Annotated in this window: 1 protein-coding gene (cut by a window edge); it reads left to right on the top strand. The window is 65.5% G+C overall.

The annotated features are described in order from the left end of the window. A protein-coding gene (locus tag ACIBK2_RS21450) for a non-ribosomal peptide synthase/polyketide synthase (RefSeq protein ID WP_396969927.1) crosses the window boundary here: on the top strand, positions 1 to 16,540 show its 3' portion. The gene continues 4,124 nt to the left of window position 1, outside the view; only the last 16,540 of its 20,664 coding nucleotides appear in the window; the start codon falls outside the window, past its left edge; the stop codon is at positions 16,538 to 16,540.

Genomic DNA, 16,540 nt, shown 5'->3' with positions numbered 1-16,540 from the left:
GTTGGCGGCCTACGAGAATCAGGACGTCCCGTTCGAATTGCTCGTCGAGTTGCTCAATCCGGCCCGGTCGGCGGCGCATCATCCGTTGTTCCAGGTGTCGTTGGCATTCCAGAACAACGCCCTGCCGACCTTGGCGCTGCCCGGGGTGCGATTCGAGCCGTACAGCGTGTCCATGGCGACTTCGCGGTTCGACCTGTTCTTCAATATCGCCGATGCGCCCGCTGGTCACGAGTGGGGCGGGTTCGTCGAATATGCGACCGAGTTGTTCGATCGGTCCACGGTCGAGGCGATGGTGACGCGGTTGGCGCGGATCCTGCGGCAGGTGGTGTCGGATCCGAGTGCACCGGTGGGATCTGTCGAGGTGCTCGGGGCCGATGAACGCGAGGTGGTGCTGAGCAGGTGGAACGACACCGCCGTCGAGGTCGCGGAAAGCACTCTGGTCGAGTTGTTCCAGGCACAGGTCGCCTCGACCCCGGACGCGACGGCTGTGGTCTGCGGGGAAACGGAGCTGACCTACCGGGAGCTCGACACTCGCGCTGATCGGCTTGCGCGAGTATTGATTTCGCGTGGGGTGGGTCCTGACGCCGTTGTCGCGGTGGCGTTGCCGCGGTCCGCGGAACTGATCGTGGCGTTGCTGGCGGTGGTGCAGGCGGGTGGTGGGTATCTGCCGATCGATCCCGGGTACTCCTCGGATCGGTTGGGGTTCATCCTCACCGATGCCGCGCCGGTCGTCGTCGTGACCGATGCCGCGACGTCACAGGCGTTGCCGCGGACCGAAGCGCCACACCTGTGCCTCGATACGAACGACGACTGGTCCGGTGCGGAGCGCACTGTCCGGGTGCGACCACAGAATCTGGCGTACGTGATCTACACCTCCGGATCGACGGGCACACCGAAAGGTGTTGGTATCACGCATCGCAACGTGGCCAACCTTGTTGCTCAGGCATGGGCGGCGGGTCCCGATGATCGCGTCCTGGTGCACTCTTCGATCGCGTTCGACGCCTCCACCTATGAGATATGGCCCGCCCTCTGCGGTGGTGCCACAGTGGTGCTGGCGAGTGCGCAACGGTCGGATCTGGTGGAGATCACGCGGCTCGTGCAGGACCGCTCGGTGACGAAGATGTTCGCGACGCCTCCGTTGTTGGCGGCACTCGTCGAATACGTAGAGTCGTTGCCCGGCAATCCATTGCGGAGTCTGCAGCAGGTGAACACCGGGGCCGACACGGTCACCTCGGGGCTCGTCGAGGCCCTGCGTGCGAGCTGCGGCGGCGTGCGGGTCGATAACCTCTACGGTCCGACCGAAGCGACGGTCGATGTGACGGCATTCGTCACGCCCGAAGGTGGGTCGGCCGCGGTGGTGCCGATCGGTGTTCCGGTCGCCAATACGCGAGTGTTCGTGCTGGATTCGTGGTTGATGCCGGTTCCGGTGGGCGTCGCCGGTGAGTTGTATGTGGCCAGTGCGCAGTTGGCGCGTGGCTATCCTGGCCGGGCGGGGCTGACCGCGGCACGGTTCGTGGCTGATCCGTTCGATCCGACCGGCGGTGGTCGGTTGTATCGCACCGGGGATGTGGTGCGCTGGAATACCGCCGGGCAGTTGGAGTTCGCGGGCCGGATCGATGATCAGGTGAAGATCCGCGGTTTCCGGGTGGAACCCGGTGAAGTGGAAACTGTTCTGGCGCAACATTCGTCGGTATCGCAGGCCGTCGTCGTTGCGCGCGGCACCGACGGCGGCAAGCAGCTGATCGGGTATGTGGTCGCCGACGGGTCCGAACTCGACGGTGCGGCCGTGCGCGCGTTCGCATCCGAGCGGCTGCCCGATTTCATGGTGCCTGCGGCCGTGCTTGTCCTGGACTCGGTGCCGTTGACTGCCAACGGAAAGCTCGATCGGGCCGCGTTGCCGGAGCCGGAGCTCACTTCGTCGGCGCGGTATCGGGCACCGCGTACCGACCAGGAGAAGATCCTGACCACGGTGTTCGCCGAGGTGCTCGGGCTCGACCGGGTCGGTGTGGACGACAGCTTCTTCGAGCTCGGCGGTGACAGCATCCGCTCGATTCAGGTGGTGTCGCGGGCACGGGAGCTCGGGGTCGAGATCAGTCCCCGGGAGGTGTTCGAGCACCAGACGGCGGCGGCCTTGGCCACGGTGGCTTGCGGGCGGGCGCCTGCCCTGGTCTTGGCGGAGTTGGCCGGTGCGGGCGTGGGCTGGCTGCCGCTGTTGCCGGTGGCTCGGTTCGTGCGGGAGTCGGGTGCGGGATTCGACAGCTTCACGCAGTCGCTGCTGCTGGATCTGCCGAGCGGAATCGATCGCGCGGGCTTGCTGGCGACGTTGGCCGCGGTGATCGATCGGCACGGTATTTTGCGGTCGCGGTTGGTCGATGACGAGCGTGGCGTTGGGCTCGAGGTCGAGCCAGTGGGGGCGATCGATGTGGATCGGTTGCTGCATCGCGTTGAAATAACTGCCCCCGAACAGCATTCAGAGGTGATCGCCGAGGAAGTCCTGGCGGCAGTAGGTCGGTTGGCTCCCGCGGCGGGGGCGATGGTGCAGTTCGTGTGGTTCGATGCTGGAAACACCCGGCCGGGCCGGCTGTCGATCGTGGCTCATCACCTGGTGATCGATGGTGTGTCGTGGCGGATTCTGTTGCCGGATTTGGCGTCCGCATGGCAGGACGTGTCGGCGGGGCTGTCTCCGGTGTTGCCGGGGACCGGAACGTCGATGCGGCGCTGGGTGCACGGGTTGGTCGAACAGGCCTCTGCGCCGCAGCTGGTAGAGCAATTGCCTTGGTGGCATACGGTTCTCGACGGGCCCGATCCTATGCTGGGCGCACGGCCGCTCGACCCGGACGTCGATGTCATGGCGACCGTGGATTACGTCAGTGTGCAGATTCCGGTGGCGGCGAGCGAGGTGTTGCTGACCGCGCTGCCGACGGCGTTCCACGGCGGCGTGGAGGACGGATTGCTGGCGGCCCTGGCAGTGGCGGTTGCTCGCTGGCGCGACAACCACGGTGTGGCCGCGGAATCGGTGTTGATCCGGTTGGAAGGCCATGGCCGCGAAGAGGACACGGTTCCCGGTGCCGATCTTTCGTCCACGGTCGGCTGGTTCACCAGTATGTTCCCAGTGCGGTTGGTCGCGAAGGCAACCGAGTGGGACGAGCTCTGTGCCGGTGGTCCGGCCGCGGGTGCTTTGGTGAAGTCGGTCAAGGAGCAACTGCGTGCGGTGCCGGGCAAGGGCATCGGGTACGGGTTGCTGCGCTATCTCAACCCCGAGACCGCCGCTGTGCTGCAACAGCTGCCGAGCGGGCAGATCGGATTCAACTACCTCGGACGGTTGACCGCCACGGATCTGTTGCCGCAACGGCTGCAGGGCGCAGGCTGGACCCCGGCCGAGGGTGGCCCGGGATCCATTGCGGCCCCGGACCCGGCGATGTCGGCAATGGCGGCGCTGGACGTCAACGCGATGGTCATCGACACCGGCGAAGGGCCGGTACTGCAAGCGGTGTTCGCGGCACCCAGGGGTGTGCTGTCGAAGACCGAGACCGCGAACCTGGCGGACCTGTGGCAGGGCGCAGTACTGGGGTTGGCGGAGCATGTCGGCACGTCGGGTGCCGGTGGTTTGACGCCGTCGGACCTGTCGTTGGTGCGGTTGGGGCAGCGGGAGATCGAGGTGCTGGAGGCTCGCTACCCGAGTTTGGCGGATGTGTGGCCGTTGACCTCGATGCAATCGGGCTTGTTGTTCCACCACGTGATGGCGGATTCGGGATTCGACGCCTATCACCTGCAGGTCGTGTTCGGGTTGTCCGGGCAGGTGGATCCCGAGCGGATGCGCAAGGCCGGGCAGGGGCTGGTGGATCGGTATCCGAACCTGCGGGTGGGCTTTGTCGCGGGTGCCGTTGGTGATCCGGTGCAGGTCGTCGTCGACGGTGTCGAATTGCCGTGGCGGGTGGCCGATCTGCGCGATGTTGGCGAGTCCGATCGTGCTGCGGCGTTGGAGCGGTTGCTGATCGAGGATCGGCACACGCATTTCGAGATGGCGGTTCCGCCGCTGCTGCGGTTGACGCTGGTGCTGATGACCGAGCAGCGCTCGGAGCTGATGCTCACCGCGCACCATCTGGTGCTGGACGGCTGGTCGCTGCCACTGCTGCTGCGGGACCTCTTGCGGCTCTACGGGTCCGGTGGTGACGTTTCGGCGTTGGCGCAAGCGCCCGAATACAAGCACTTCCTGAAGTGGTTGTCCGAGCAAGACTCCCATGCCGGTGTGCAGGCATGGATGGACGAACTCGACGGCGTGTACGAGCCCACACTGCTCGCCAGTACAACCGGCAGCGCTGCGGGTGCCGAGGTCGAACAGGTCGAGGTACCGCTCACGGCGGCAACGGCTTCGGCGTTGCAGCGGCGGGCCGGTGCACTTTCGATCACCGTGAATACCGTCGTGCAGGCCGCGTGGGGAATCCTGCTCGCGAAATCGACCGGTCGCTACGACGTGGTCGCCGGCGCCACCGTATCGGGGCGTCCGCCTGCCATCGCGGGCGTGGATTCGATGGTCGGACTGTTCATCAATACCGTGCCGGTCCGCGTGCGGTTCGGTCCCCGCGACACGCTCAGTGACGTGTTGCAAGGCTTGCAGGCCCGGCAGGTCGCGCTGCTCGACCATCATCACGTCGGGCTGAGCGATATCCACCAGGCGACCGGGTTGCCTGTCCTGTTCGACACGCTCATCGGGTTCGAGTCCTATCCCGTCGACCAGGCGGGGATCGGTGCGGCCGCGAACACCAGCGGCATCGCCATTACCGACCTTCGCCCCAACGCGCCCACGCACTACCCGCTCACGGTCGTCGCGGGTGCCGCGCCCACGCTGCAACTTCGGCTCGAATATCGCACCGATGTGTTCGATCGGGTCACGGTCGAGGCGCTGGCGGCGCGGTTCGTGCGGATACTGCAGCAGGTGGTGTCGGACCCGACTATTCCGGTGGGATCGATCGATATCCTCGGCGTCGACGAACGTGAGTCGGTGCTGCATCGGTGGAACGACACCGCGGCCGACATCCCGGATGTGACGGTCGTCGAGCTGTTTCAGGCGCGAGTGGCCGCGAACCCGGATGCGGTTGCCGTCGTCTGCGCTGATATCGAAACCTCGTACCGCGAACTCGACTCTCGCGCTCGTTATTTGGCGCATGAGCTGATCGCGCTCGGAGTGGGGCCCGACACCATTGTCGCGGTCGCGTTGCCTCGGTCGGCAGAGCTGATCGTGGCGATGGTGGCGGTATTGCAGGCTGGTGGCGGGTATCTGCCGATCGATCCGGCCTATTCCTCGGATCGGCTGGCGTTCGTGCTCGCCGATGCCGCGCCGGTGGTCGTCGTCACCGATTCCGCTACCGCGGAAGTGTTGCCCGACAGCGCAACACCGCGTCTCTACATCGATGCACTCGACACCGCCGATGCGCGGGCGTGGACCGGTTCGGTTGCGGTGCGGCCGGCGGATCTGGCATATCTGATCTATACGTCGGGCTCCACGGGTGTACCGAAGGGTGTTGGTATCACGCACCGCAACGTGGTGAACCTGGTGGCCCAGGCGTGGTCGTCCGGTCCGGAGGATCGGGTGTTGGTGCACTCGTCGATCGCGTTCGATGCCTCGACCTACGAGATTTGGCCTGCCCTGTGCGGTGGCGCGACTTTGGTTGTCGCCCGTGAGCAGCGGTCGGATCCGGTGGAGATCACGCGGCTGGTGGAGACCCTGGCGGTGACGAAGGTTTTCGCGACGCCACCGTTGCTGTCGGCGTTGGTCGACTACGTGGAGTCGTTGCCGGACAATCCTTTGCGGAGTTTGCGGCAGGTGAATACCGGTGCGGACACGCTCACCGCGGAACTGGTTGGCGCGCTGAAGGACACGTGCGGGATCGAGCGAATCGACAACCTGTACGGCCCGACCGAGGCGACGGTCAATGTGACCGCCTGTCGCGTGCCCGAGGATGTCGGCGCGGTGGTTCCGATCGGTTCCCCGGTGACCAACACCCGGGCATTCGTGTTGGATCCGTGGTTGATGCCGGTTCCGGTCGGGCTTGCCGGTGAGTTGTACGTCGCCGGTGCCCAATTGGCGCGTGGTTATCGCGGTCAGCCAGGTCTGACAGCGGAGCGGTTTGTGGCTGATCCGTTCGATCCGTCCGGTGGTCGGTTGTATCGCACCGGTGATGTCGTGCGCTGGAATAGCTTTGGGCAGTTGGAGTTCGTGGGCCGGGTCGATGATCAAGTCAAGATCCGCGGCTTCCGGGTCGAGCTCGGCGACGTGGAAACTATTCTGGCACAGCATCCGTCGGTATCCCAGTCGGTAGTGGTGGCACGCGGCACTGGCAGCAAGCAGCTGATCGGATACGTAGTTGCCGACCGATCGAGTGCTGATGGACTCGACGGGGGAGAGGTGCGTCGGTTTGCCGCCGAGCGGCTGCCGGACTTCATGGTGCCGACGGTGGTGCTGGTGATCGACGCGGTGCCGTTGACCGCGAGCGGCAAGCTCGACCGCAAGGCGCTGCCCGATCCGGAGCTGAGCTCGTCGGTGGCGTATCGCGAGCCACGTACGGATCAGGAGCAGGTACTGGCCGGTGTGTTCGCCGAGGTGCTCGGCGTGCCTCGGGTGGGCGTGGACGACAGCTTCTTCGAGCTGGGTGGCGACAGCATCCGCTCGATCCAGGTGGTGTCGCGGGCGCGCGAGCTGGGGGTGGAGGTCAGTCCGCGGGAGGTGTTCGAGCATCGGACGGCAGCGGCATTGGCGGCGGTCGCGTACACCCGTGCGGTGACCGGTCCCGTGTTGGCGGAGCTGGCCGGTGGTGGCACCGGGTGGATGCCGCTGCTGCCGGTGGCGCAGTTCGTGCGCGACCTCGGCGCGGGATTCGACAGTTTCACGCAGTCGATGTCGCTGGATCTGCCGGTGGGTATCGATCGAGCGGGGTTGGTGGCGACATTGGCCGCGGTGCTCGATCGACACGATGTCTTGCGGTCGCGGTTGGTCGATGACGAGCGTGGCGCGGGGCTGGAGGTCGAGCCGGCGGGCGGCGTGGATGTGGATCGGCTGCTGCATCGTGTCGAGATGGCGGCCGTCGAGGAGCAGTACGGCTCTAGGGCCGAGGCGATCGTGGCGCAGGTGGGGGCGGCGGTCGAACGGTTGGCTCCTGCTGCCGGGGTGATGGTTCAGTTCGTGTGGTTCGATGCCGGAGACACCCGGCCGGGCTGGCTGTCGATCGTGGCCCATCACTTGGTGGTCGATGGTGTGTCGTGGCGGATTCTGTTGCCGGACTTGGCGTCTGCGTGGCAGGACGTGTCGGCCGGACTGCCTCCGGTGCTGACCGGGACCGGAACATCGATGCGGCGGTGGGCGCACGGATTGGTCGAGCAAGCGACCCGACCGGAGCGGGTAGCCGAGTTGCCTTGGTGGTCTTCGGTTCTCGATGGACCCGATCCGATCTTGGGTAGTCGGGCCTTGGATCCCACGGTCGACGTGATGGCCACTGTCGAGCATGTGCAGGTCCAGATTCCGGCGTCGGTGACCGAACCGCTGCTGACCACGTTGCCCGCGGTGTTCCATGGCGGCGTCGAGGATGGGCTGCTGGCGGCGTTGGCCGCCGCGGTGACTCGCTGGAGCGGCGAGCACGGTGCGCGTGCCGACTCGGTCTTGATCCGGTTGGAAGGCCATGGCCGCGAAGAGGACACCGTGCCCGGCGCCGATCTTTCGACCACCGTCGGCTGGTTCACCAGTATGTTCCCGGTGCGATTGGCCGCGTCGGCCTCGGAGTGGGAGCAGCTGTGCGCCGGTGGTCCGGCCGCGGGTGCCTTGGTGAAGTCGGTCAAGGAGCAACTGCGCGGCGTGCCCGACAAGGGCATCGGATACGGGTTGCTTCGATACCTCAATCCCGAGACCGCCGCTGCGCTGCAACAGTATTCGACCGGCCAGATCGGCTTCAACTACCTGGGCCGGGTCACCTCGATGGACCTGCTGCCGCAACGGCTGCGCGGCGCGGGCTGGACACCCTCGGCCGAAGTCGGACAGCTGATCACGCCGGTGGATCCGGCGATGCCCGCGATGTCGGCGCTGACTGTGAACATGTTGGTGGTCGATACCGACGCGGGGCCGGTACTGCGGGCGGTATTCGCCGCGCCTGCTGGAGTATTGGCGGACAACGAGATTCGGGAGCTTGCCGAGCTGTGGCGGAGCGCGGCGATGGGGTTGGCCCAGCACGCCACTATGACGGGTGCGGGTGGCCTGACGTCGTCGGATCTGTTGGCGCCGTTGGATCAGAGTGAGATCGAGGTGTTGGAGGCTCGGTATCGCGAGCTGGTGGATGTGTGGCCGTTGACGTCGATGCAGTCGGGGTTGCTGTTCCATCAGGTATTCGCGGGCTCGGGGTTCGACGCCTATCACATGCAGGTCGTTTTCGGGCTGGCCGGACGAGTGGATCCGCAGCGGATGCGGGCGGCCGGTCAAGGGCTGCTGGACCGGTATCCGAATCTCCGAGTGGGCTTTGTCGCTGGCGCACATGGTGATCCGGTGCAGGTCGTGGTCGACGGTGTTGAATTGCCCTGGCGTGTGCTGGATTTGCGTGAGCTGGACGAGACCGCTCGCGGTGCGGCGGCGGAGCGGTTGCTGATCGAGGATCAGCACACGCATTTCGAGGTGACGGTGCCGCCGTTGCTGCGGTTGACGCTGGTGCTGCTGGCCGACGATCGCTCGGAGCTGGTGTTCACCGCCCATCATGTGCTGATGGATGGCTGGTCGCTGCCGCTGCTGATCCGAGATCTGTTCGGCCTCTATGGTTCGACCACTGCGTTGCCCCAGCCGCCCGCCTTCAAAGAGTTCCTGAAGTGGTTGCGCGAGCAGGATTCCCAGGCGGGTGTCCAGGCGTGGGCCCGGGAACTCGACGGTGTGCGCGAGCCCACGCTCCTTGCGGCCAAGGCCGGGAATGCCGTGGCGGGCGGGGTAGCGCGGGTCGACGTCCCGCTGCCGGAGGAGACTGCGCTGGCGCTGAGCCGCCGGGCTACGGCCCTCGGGATCACTCTGAATACCGTCGTGCAAGGTGGGTGGGGGATTCTGCTGGCCGCATCGACCGGCCGCCACGACGTGATCACCGGCGTGACCGTGTCGGGCCGGCCACCGGTGCTGGCCGGTGTGGATTCGATGGTCGGGCTGTTCATCAACACCGTGCCGGTGCGCGTGCGGTTCGGTCCCGGCGACACGCTCACCGATGTGCTTACCGGGCTGCAGGCCCGCCAAGCGGCGCTGCTGGACCATCATCATGTCGGGCTGGTCGATATCCACCAGGCGACCGGGTTGAATGTCCTGTTCGACACCCTGATCGGGTTCGAGTCCTATCCCGTCGATCAGACCGGAATAGGTGCGGCCGCGGCGTCAACTGGTGTCGTGATCACCGACGTACAACCCAAGACACCCTCGCACTATCCCCTGACGGTCGTGGCCAATGCCGCCCCGGCCTTGCAACTGCATTTCGAGTACCGCACCGATTCCTTCGATCGAACCACGGTCGAAGCGCTGGCGGCCCGGTTCGTGCGGATATTGCAGCAGGTCGTGACCGATTCGGATGTCGCGGTGGGAGCGGTCGATGTCCTCGGTAGCGAGGAACGTGAGCTGGTGTTGCGTCGGTGGAACGACACCGCCGCCGATATTCCGGACACCACCATCATCGGACAGTTCCAGTCGCAGGTTGCCGCCGCTCCGGATGCGGTCGCGGTTGTCTACGGTGACGAAGAGCTGACATACCGAGACCTCGACCTTCGTGCCGATCGCCTTGCGTGGGAGCTGGTTTCGCGTGGGGTCGGCCTGGATAGCGTGGTCGCGGTGGCGTTGCCCCGCTCGGCAGACCAGATCGTGGCATTGCTCGCGGTGTTGAAAGCCGGTGGCGCGTATCTGCCGATCGATCCGGTTTATCCCTCGGATCGGTTGTCCTTCATCCTCGGCGATGCGGCCCCGGTTGTTCTCGTGACCGATTCCGCTACGGCACGTTTGTTGCCCGCTTCGGAAACACCACACCTCTATCTCGAAACACTGGCACCGGACGGGCCAGGTCTGGATCGAATTATCGCGGTGCGGCCGCAGAATCTGGCGTACGTCATCTACACATCCGGCTCCACCGGTGTGCCCAAAGGTGTTGCCGTCACACACCGCAATGTGGTGGCTTTCGCGACCAAGCAGGATTGGCGCGGTGCGCACGACAGTGTGCTGGTGCATTCGTCGGTCGCCTTCGATGCGTCCACCTATGAGATATGGGTTCCGTTGTTGGGCGGTGGCCGGGTAGTTGTCGCGCCGTCGGAACGCACTGACATCGCGGCGCTCGGCCGATTGCTCGTGGCGAGTGGGGTCACCGGGGCATTTCTCACCACTCGTTTGTTCGAGCTGTTCATCGATCACTGCCCCGAGGCGCTCGCCGGGCTTCGCCAGGCGTGGACCGGCGGCGAGGAGATGCCGACCGAGGTGTTCGAGCGCGCTTTGCGGATGTGCCAGGACACCCGCATCGTGCACGTGTACGGGCCAACCGAGACAACGACTTTCGCGATCCGGCGGACGTTCGAACCTGCGGAACGGTTCGAGAGCAGCTCGGTGCCGATCGGGTCCGCGTTGGCCAATGTGCGGGCGTTCGTGCTGGATTCGTGGTTGGCGCCGGTGCCGGTCGGGGTCGCCGGTGAGTTGTACTTGGCCGGTGCGCAGTTGGCGCGGGGTTATCGCGGTCGGGCGGGGTTGACGTCGGCGCGGTTTGTGGCCGATCCGTTCGATCCGGCCGCTGGGCGGTTGTATCGCACTGGCGACGTGGTGCGGTGGAATGCCGCGGGGGAGTTGGAGTTTGTCGGCCGGATCGACGATCAGGTCAAGATCCGGGGCTTCCGGGTCGAACCAGGCGAGGTCGAAACCGCACTGGCCCAACATCCTTCGGTGTCCCAAGCCGTCGTGGTGGTTCGCGACACCGCCGTCGGTGGCAAGCAGCTGATCGGATATGTGGTCGCCGACGGCATCGATGGCGGCCAGGTGCGCCGGTTCGCCGCTGAGCGGCTGCCGGAGTTCATGGTGCCCGCCGCGGTACTGGTGATCGACGCGGTGCCGCTGACCGCGAACGGGAAGCTGGATCGGGCCGCGTTGCCCGTGCCCGAGCTGGTGTCCTCGGTGGCGTATCGGGCGCCGGGCACGCTCCAGGAGCGGATGGTGGCCGAATTGTTCGGCGAGGTCCTGGGGCTGGCGCAGGTCGGGGTCGACGACAGCTTCTTCGAGCTGGGCGGTCATTCGCTGCTGGCTACCCGGCTGATCAGTCGGATCCGGGTGGTGCTCGGCGTCGAGGTGCCGATTCGGACGGTCTTCGACGCACCGACGGTGGCGCAGTTGGTGAGTCGGCTCGATGCCGGGGTGCGGATGCGTCCGGCGTTGCTGGCTCGGCCGCGCCCGGATGTGGTGCCGTTGTCGTTCGCGCAGCGGCGGTTGTGGTTCATCCATCGGCTGGAGGGGCCCTCGGCGACCTACAACATTCCGTTGGCGGTGCGGCTGCGTGGGGTGGACGTGTCGGTGTTGACCGCCGCGGTCGGTGATGTCGTTGCGCGGCATGACAGTCTGCGCACGATCTTCGTCGAAGTCGATGGTGTCCCGACCCAGCGGGTGCTCGCGGCCGGCAGCGTCGAGGTCCCGGTGAGCGTCACCGATGTGGCTCCCGCCGAAGTCGAAGCGGCGGTGATCGGGGCGGTGCGCTACGGGTTCGACCTGTCCACGGAGATCCCGATTCGGGTCACGGTGGTGCGATACGGCACGGACGAGTGCGTTGTGGTGCTGTTGATTCACCACATCGCCGGTGACGGCTGGTCGATGTCACCGTTGCTGCGGGATCTGTCGGTGGCATATGCCGCGCGCGCCGAGCATCGGGCGCCGGGGTGGTCACCGCTGCCGGTGCAGTACGTGGACTACACGTTGTGGCAGCAGGACCTGCTGGGCTCGCAGACCGATCCCGACAGCGTGCTGTCGCAGCAGTTCGACTATTGGCGTAGTGAGCTCGACGGTCTGCCGGAGCAGCTGCGGCTGCCGACTGATCGGCCGCGGCCGAGAGTCGCCAGTTATCGCGGTGACATGGTTGTCTTCGGCATCGACGCCGACACCAGGGCGGGACTGGAACGATTGGCCGCTCGCGCGGGTGCCACGGTGTCGATGGTGTTGCAGTCGGCCTTGGCGGTGCTGCTGTTCAAACTCGGTGCGGGAGAGGATATTCCGATCGGCGCGCCGGTGGCAGGGCGCACCGACGAGGCGTTGACCGATCTGGTCGGGTTCTTCGTCAACTCGTGGGTGCTACGAGCGAAAGTGGCGCCCGCCGCATCATTTACCGAGATTCTGGGCGAGGTCAGGGCGAAAGCGCTGGCCGGATACGAGAATCAGGACGCGCCGTTCGAATTGCTGGTGGAATTGCTCAACCCGACGCGGTCGGCGGCGCATCATCCATTGTTCCAGGTGTCCTTGGCATTTCAGAACAACACCCTGCCGACGATGGACCTGCCGGGAGTCGGGGTCGAACCCTACGACGCGTCCATCGCGACCTCGCGGTTCGACCTGTTCTTCAATATCGCCGACGCGCCCGCCGGTCAGCAGTGGGGCGGATTCGTCGAATACGCGACCGAGCTGTTCGATCGGTCCACGGTCGAAGCGATGGTGGCGCGGTGGGCACGGATACTGCGGCAGGTCGTGTCGGAGCCGAGTATGCCGGTGGGGTCGATCGATGTGCTCGATACTGACGAACGTGACCTGCTGTTGGACGGGTGGAACGACACCTCGGTCGACGTTCAGGACATCACCCTGGTCGAGCTGTTCCAGACCCATGTCGCTCGTACTCCGGATGCGGCCGCGGTGATCTGTGGCGATACCGAGTTCTCGTATCGGGACCTCGATACTCGCGCGAACATGCTTGCGCGCGTATTGATCTCGCGCGGAGTGGGTCCAGATGATGTCGTCGCGGTCGCCTTGCCCAGATCCGCGGAACTGGTCGTGGCGTTGCTGGCGGTGTTGAAGGCCGGTGGTGGGTATCTGCCGATCGATCCCGGGTATCCCTCGGATCGGTTGTCGTTCATCCTCACCGACGCTGCACCGGTGGTCGTCGTGACCGACTCCGCCACTGAGGAACTGCTGCCCGACACGGCAGCACCTCGTCTGTGTCTCGACACGCTCGAGACCGTCGCGTCGGGTCCGGATGCCATTGTCGCGGTCGGACCGCAGAACCTGGCGTACGTGATCTACACCTCCGGCTCCACCGGTATTCCCAAAGGTGTTGGTATCACGCATCGCAATGTGGTGAGCCTGGTCGCTTCGGCGTGGCCGACCTCCGCCGAGGATCGGGTGCTCGCGCATTCTTCGATCGCGTTCGATGCCTCGACCTATGAAATCTGGCCCGCGCTGTGTGGCGGCGCCACGGTGGTGCTGGCCGGCGAACAGCGTTCGGATCTGGTGGAGATCGCGCGGCTGGTGGAAAGCCGTTCGGTGACCAAGATGTTCGCGACACCACCGATGATGTTGGCGTTGATCGATCACGTTGAATCGTTGCCCGACAATCCGTTGCGGACGTTGCGTCGGGTCCTCGTCGGTGGTGCGGAGGTGACCGAGACCGTTGTCCGGAAGCTGACCGCGCAGTGTGCCGGTGTCCAGGTCATGAACGGTTACGGGCCGACCGAGACCACGGTGTGCGTGACTGATTACGACGCGGTGGGCGAACTCGATGGTGCGGTGCCGATCGGTACGCCAGTGGCCAATACGCGGGTGTACGTGCTTGATTGGCGGTTGGTGCCGACTCCGGTGGGGGTTGCCGGTGAGCTGTATGTTGCCGGTTCCCAGCTGGCGCGTGGCTATCGTGGCCGGGCGGCGTTGACCGCGGCGCGGTTTGTGGCCGATCCGTTCGATCCGGCTGGTGGTCGGGTGTATCGCACCGGTGACGTGGTGCGGTGGAATACCACCGGGCAGTTGGAGTTCGTCGGTCGGATCGACGACCAGGTCAAGATTCGAGGGTTCCGGGTCGAGCCTGGTGAAGTGGAAACGGTGCTGGCGCAGCATCCGTCGGTATCCCAGGCGGTGGTCGTGGTGCATGACACCGACACCGGCGGTAAGCAACTGGTCGGATATGTAGTCGCGGATCAGGCCGGGCCGGTGGCCGGTGAAGATGAGCTCGTCGGCCAGTGGCGTCGCGTGTATGACGACCTGTATTCGGGTGTCGACACCGGTGTCGAGGTCGGCGGCGCGGACCGTGCCGGTTTCGGTGCGGATTTCGGTGGCTGGAACAGCAGCTACACCGGGGCGCCGATTCCGCTGGAGCAGATGCGGGAATGGCGGTCGACCACGGTCGACCGGATCCGCGAACTGAAACCGCGGCGCGTGCTCGAAATCGGTGTCGGCTCAGGATTGTTGATGTCGCAGTTGGTACCCGACTGCGAAGAGTATTGGGCGTCGGACTTCTCCGCAGCGACGATCGCCACGCTGCGCCAACAGGTGGCAGACCTCGACAGCGAGTTGGCCGATCGCGTTTTCCTGAGTGTGCGCAGCGCCGAGGACACTGACGGACTGCCCGAAAGCTATTTCGACACAGTGGTATTGAACTCCGTCATCCAGTACTTCCCGGGTGAAAGGTATCTGCGCCGCGTCCTCGAGCAGGTATTGCGGCTGCTGGCTCCTGGCGGTGCGGTGTTCGTCGGCGACGTCCGCAATCTGGCGCTGCTGGCGGAGTTCACCACCGCCGTGCAGATCGCGCGCAACGGCGGCGAGGATCCGGCAGTCGTTGCTGATCGAGTGCGTCGCGACATCACCGCGGAACAGGAACTGCTGCTGGCACCGGACTACTTCCTGGCTCTGCGTCGCGTGCTCGACCTCGGTGCCGTCGATGTCGAACTCAAACGCGGATTCTCGGTGAACGAGCTGACCCGGTATCGATACGACGTAGTCCTGCACAAGGCTCCCGCGTCACCGGTGTCGGTGACCGACACACCGAAGGTCGAGTTCCGCGACCATGTTTGGCTGCGTGCGTTCTTGCGCACGCGACGCCAGGACGGTGTTCGGGTCACCGGTATCCCGCACGCCGGGCTGACCGGCCAAATCGAAGCCACGCAGCGCATCCGAACCGGCGAGCCGGTGACCGCCGCCGGGCAAACAGCCCCGCTTGCAGTGAGTTTCGAAGGAATAGTCGCCGACCACGCCGCTCGGATGGACGTTGGCTTGCTGCCCGAAGACCTGCACGTACTCGGGCAGGAACTCGGGTACACCACGGCGGTCACGTGGTCCACGGAACCTGGCCACATGGATGCCGTGTTCCTCGACGCCGTGACAGCGCAGGGCCGTTCGCTGGCCGACGTGTACATCGCACGGTCACCGGTCGGCGATCCCGCTGCATACGCGAACAGCCCGCACGCGGGTCTGCTCGCCGCCGAGGTGCGTCGATGGTTGACCGAGCGGCTGCCCGAATTCATGGTGCCCGCGACGGTGATCGTGATCGACTCGGTGCCGTTGACCGCGAACGGCAAACTCGATCGCAAGGCCCTGCCGGACCCGGAGTTGGTGTCCGCGAAGGAATTCCGTGCCCCACGTAGCGAGCGAGAACAGACGCTGACCGAACTGTTCGCCGAAATCCTCGGACTCGACCGGGTCGGTATCGACGACGACTTCTTCGCCCTGGGCGGCCATTCTCTGCTGGCTACCCGTCTCACCAGTCGGATTCGGGTGACATTGGGAGCAGAGGTCCCGGTACGGGTGATATTCGATGCACCAACCGTCGCCGAATTGGTGACCAGGCTCGACGAAGGTGCTTCCGCGGGTACCGATTTCGATCCGGTACTGAAGCTGAAGAGCTCCGGATCGCGCAATCCGCTGTGGTGCCTGCATCCCGGCGGCGGCCTCGGCTGGTTCTATCAGCAGCTCGGCCGGCACCTGCCCGAACGGCCGGTCTTCGCCATTCAATCCCGCGGACTGGACGGCGGCCCGGTCGCCGAATCCTTCCAGGAAATGCTGGCGGACTACATCGACCACATCCTCAGCTTCCAAGAAGAAGGCCCGGTCTATCTGCTGGGTTGGTCCTACGGCGGAATCCTCGCGCATGCGCTGGCCTGCGAACTCGCGCAGCGCGGGGTACAGGTTGGTTTCCTCGGCATCCTCGACAGCAAACCGCCGGTCGCGTCCGCCGCTGACGCCGACGTGTCGGAAGACGACGCCATGGCAGGCATCCGAGCTTGGGCCGCCGACCGATTCGGTGACCAGCTCGAATCTCCCGATATTCAACGGTTGGTGGAGCAGGCGACCAAGGTGCTCATCAACAACAGCAAACTGCTCGACGGCTACACCTCACCGTTCTACGACGGCGACATGACCATTTTCGGCGCGGCTCTGGACGAGGAAGGCAATCGAAAGGTCGATTTCCAAGCCGACCTCGAGCAAGCCTGGCACGGCCATATCGGCGGCCGGGTGGACGTACTAGAGGTCGAGTGTGCCCACGGCGATTTCGATCGCCCGGAAAACATGGATCTGGTAGGCCGATTGCTGAACAACCTGCTCTGA

Origin of the sequence: Nocardia sp. NPDC050175, from assembly GCF_044459885.1 — a bacterium.
GTDB lineage: Bacteria > Actinomycetota > Actinomycetes > Mycobacteriales > Mycobacteriaceae > Nocardia.
This window is presented reverse-complemented; position numbering and strand designations above follow the sequence as displayed.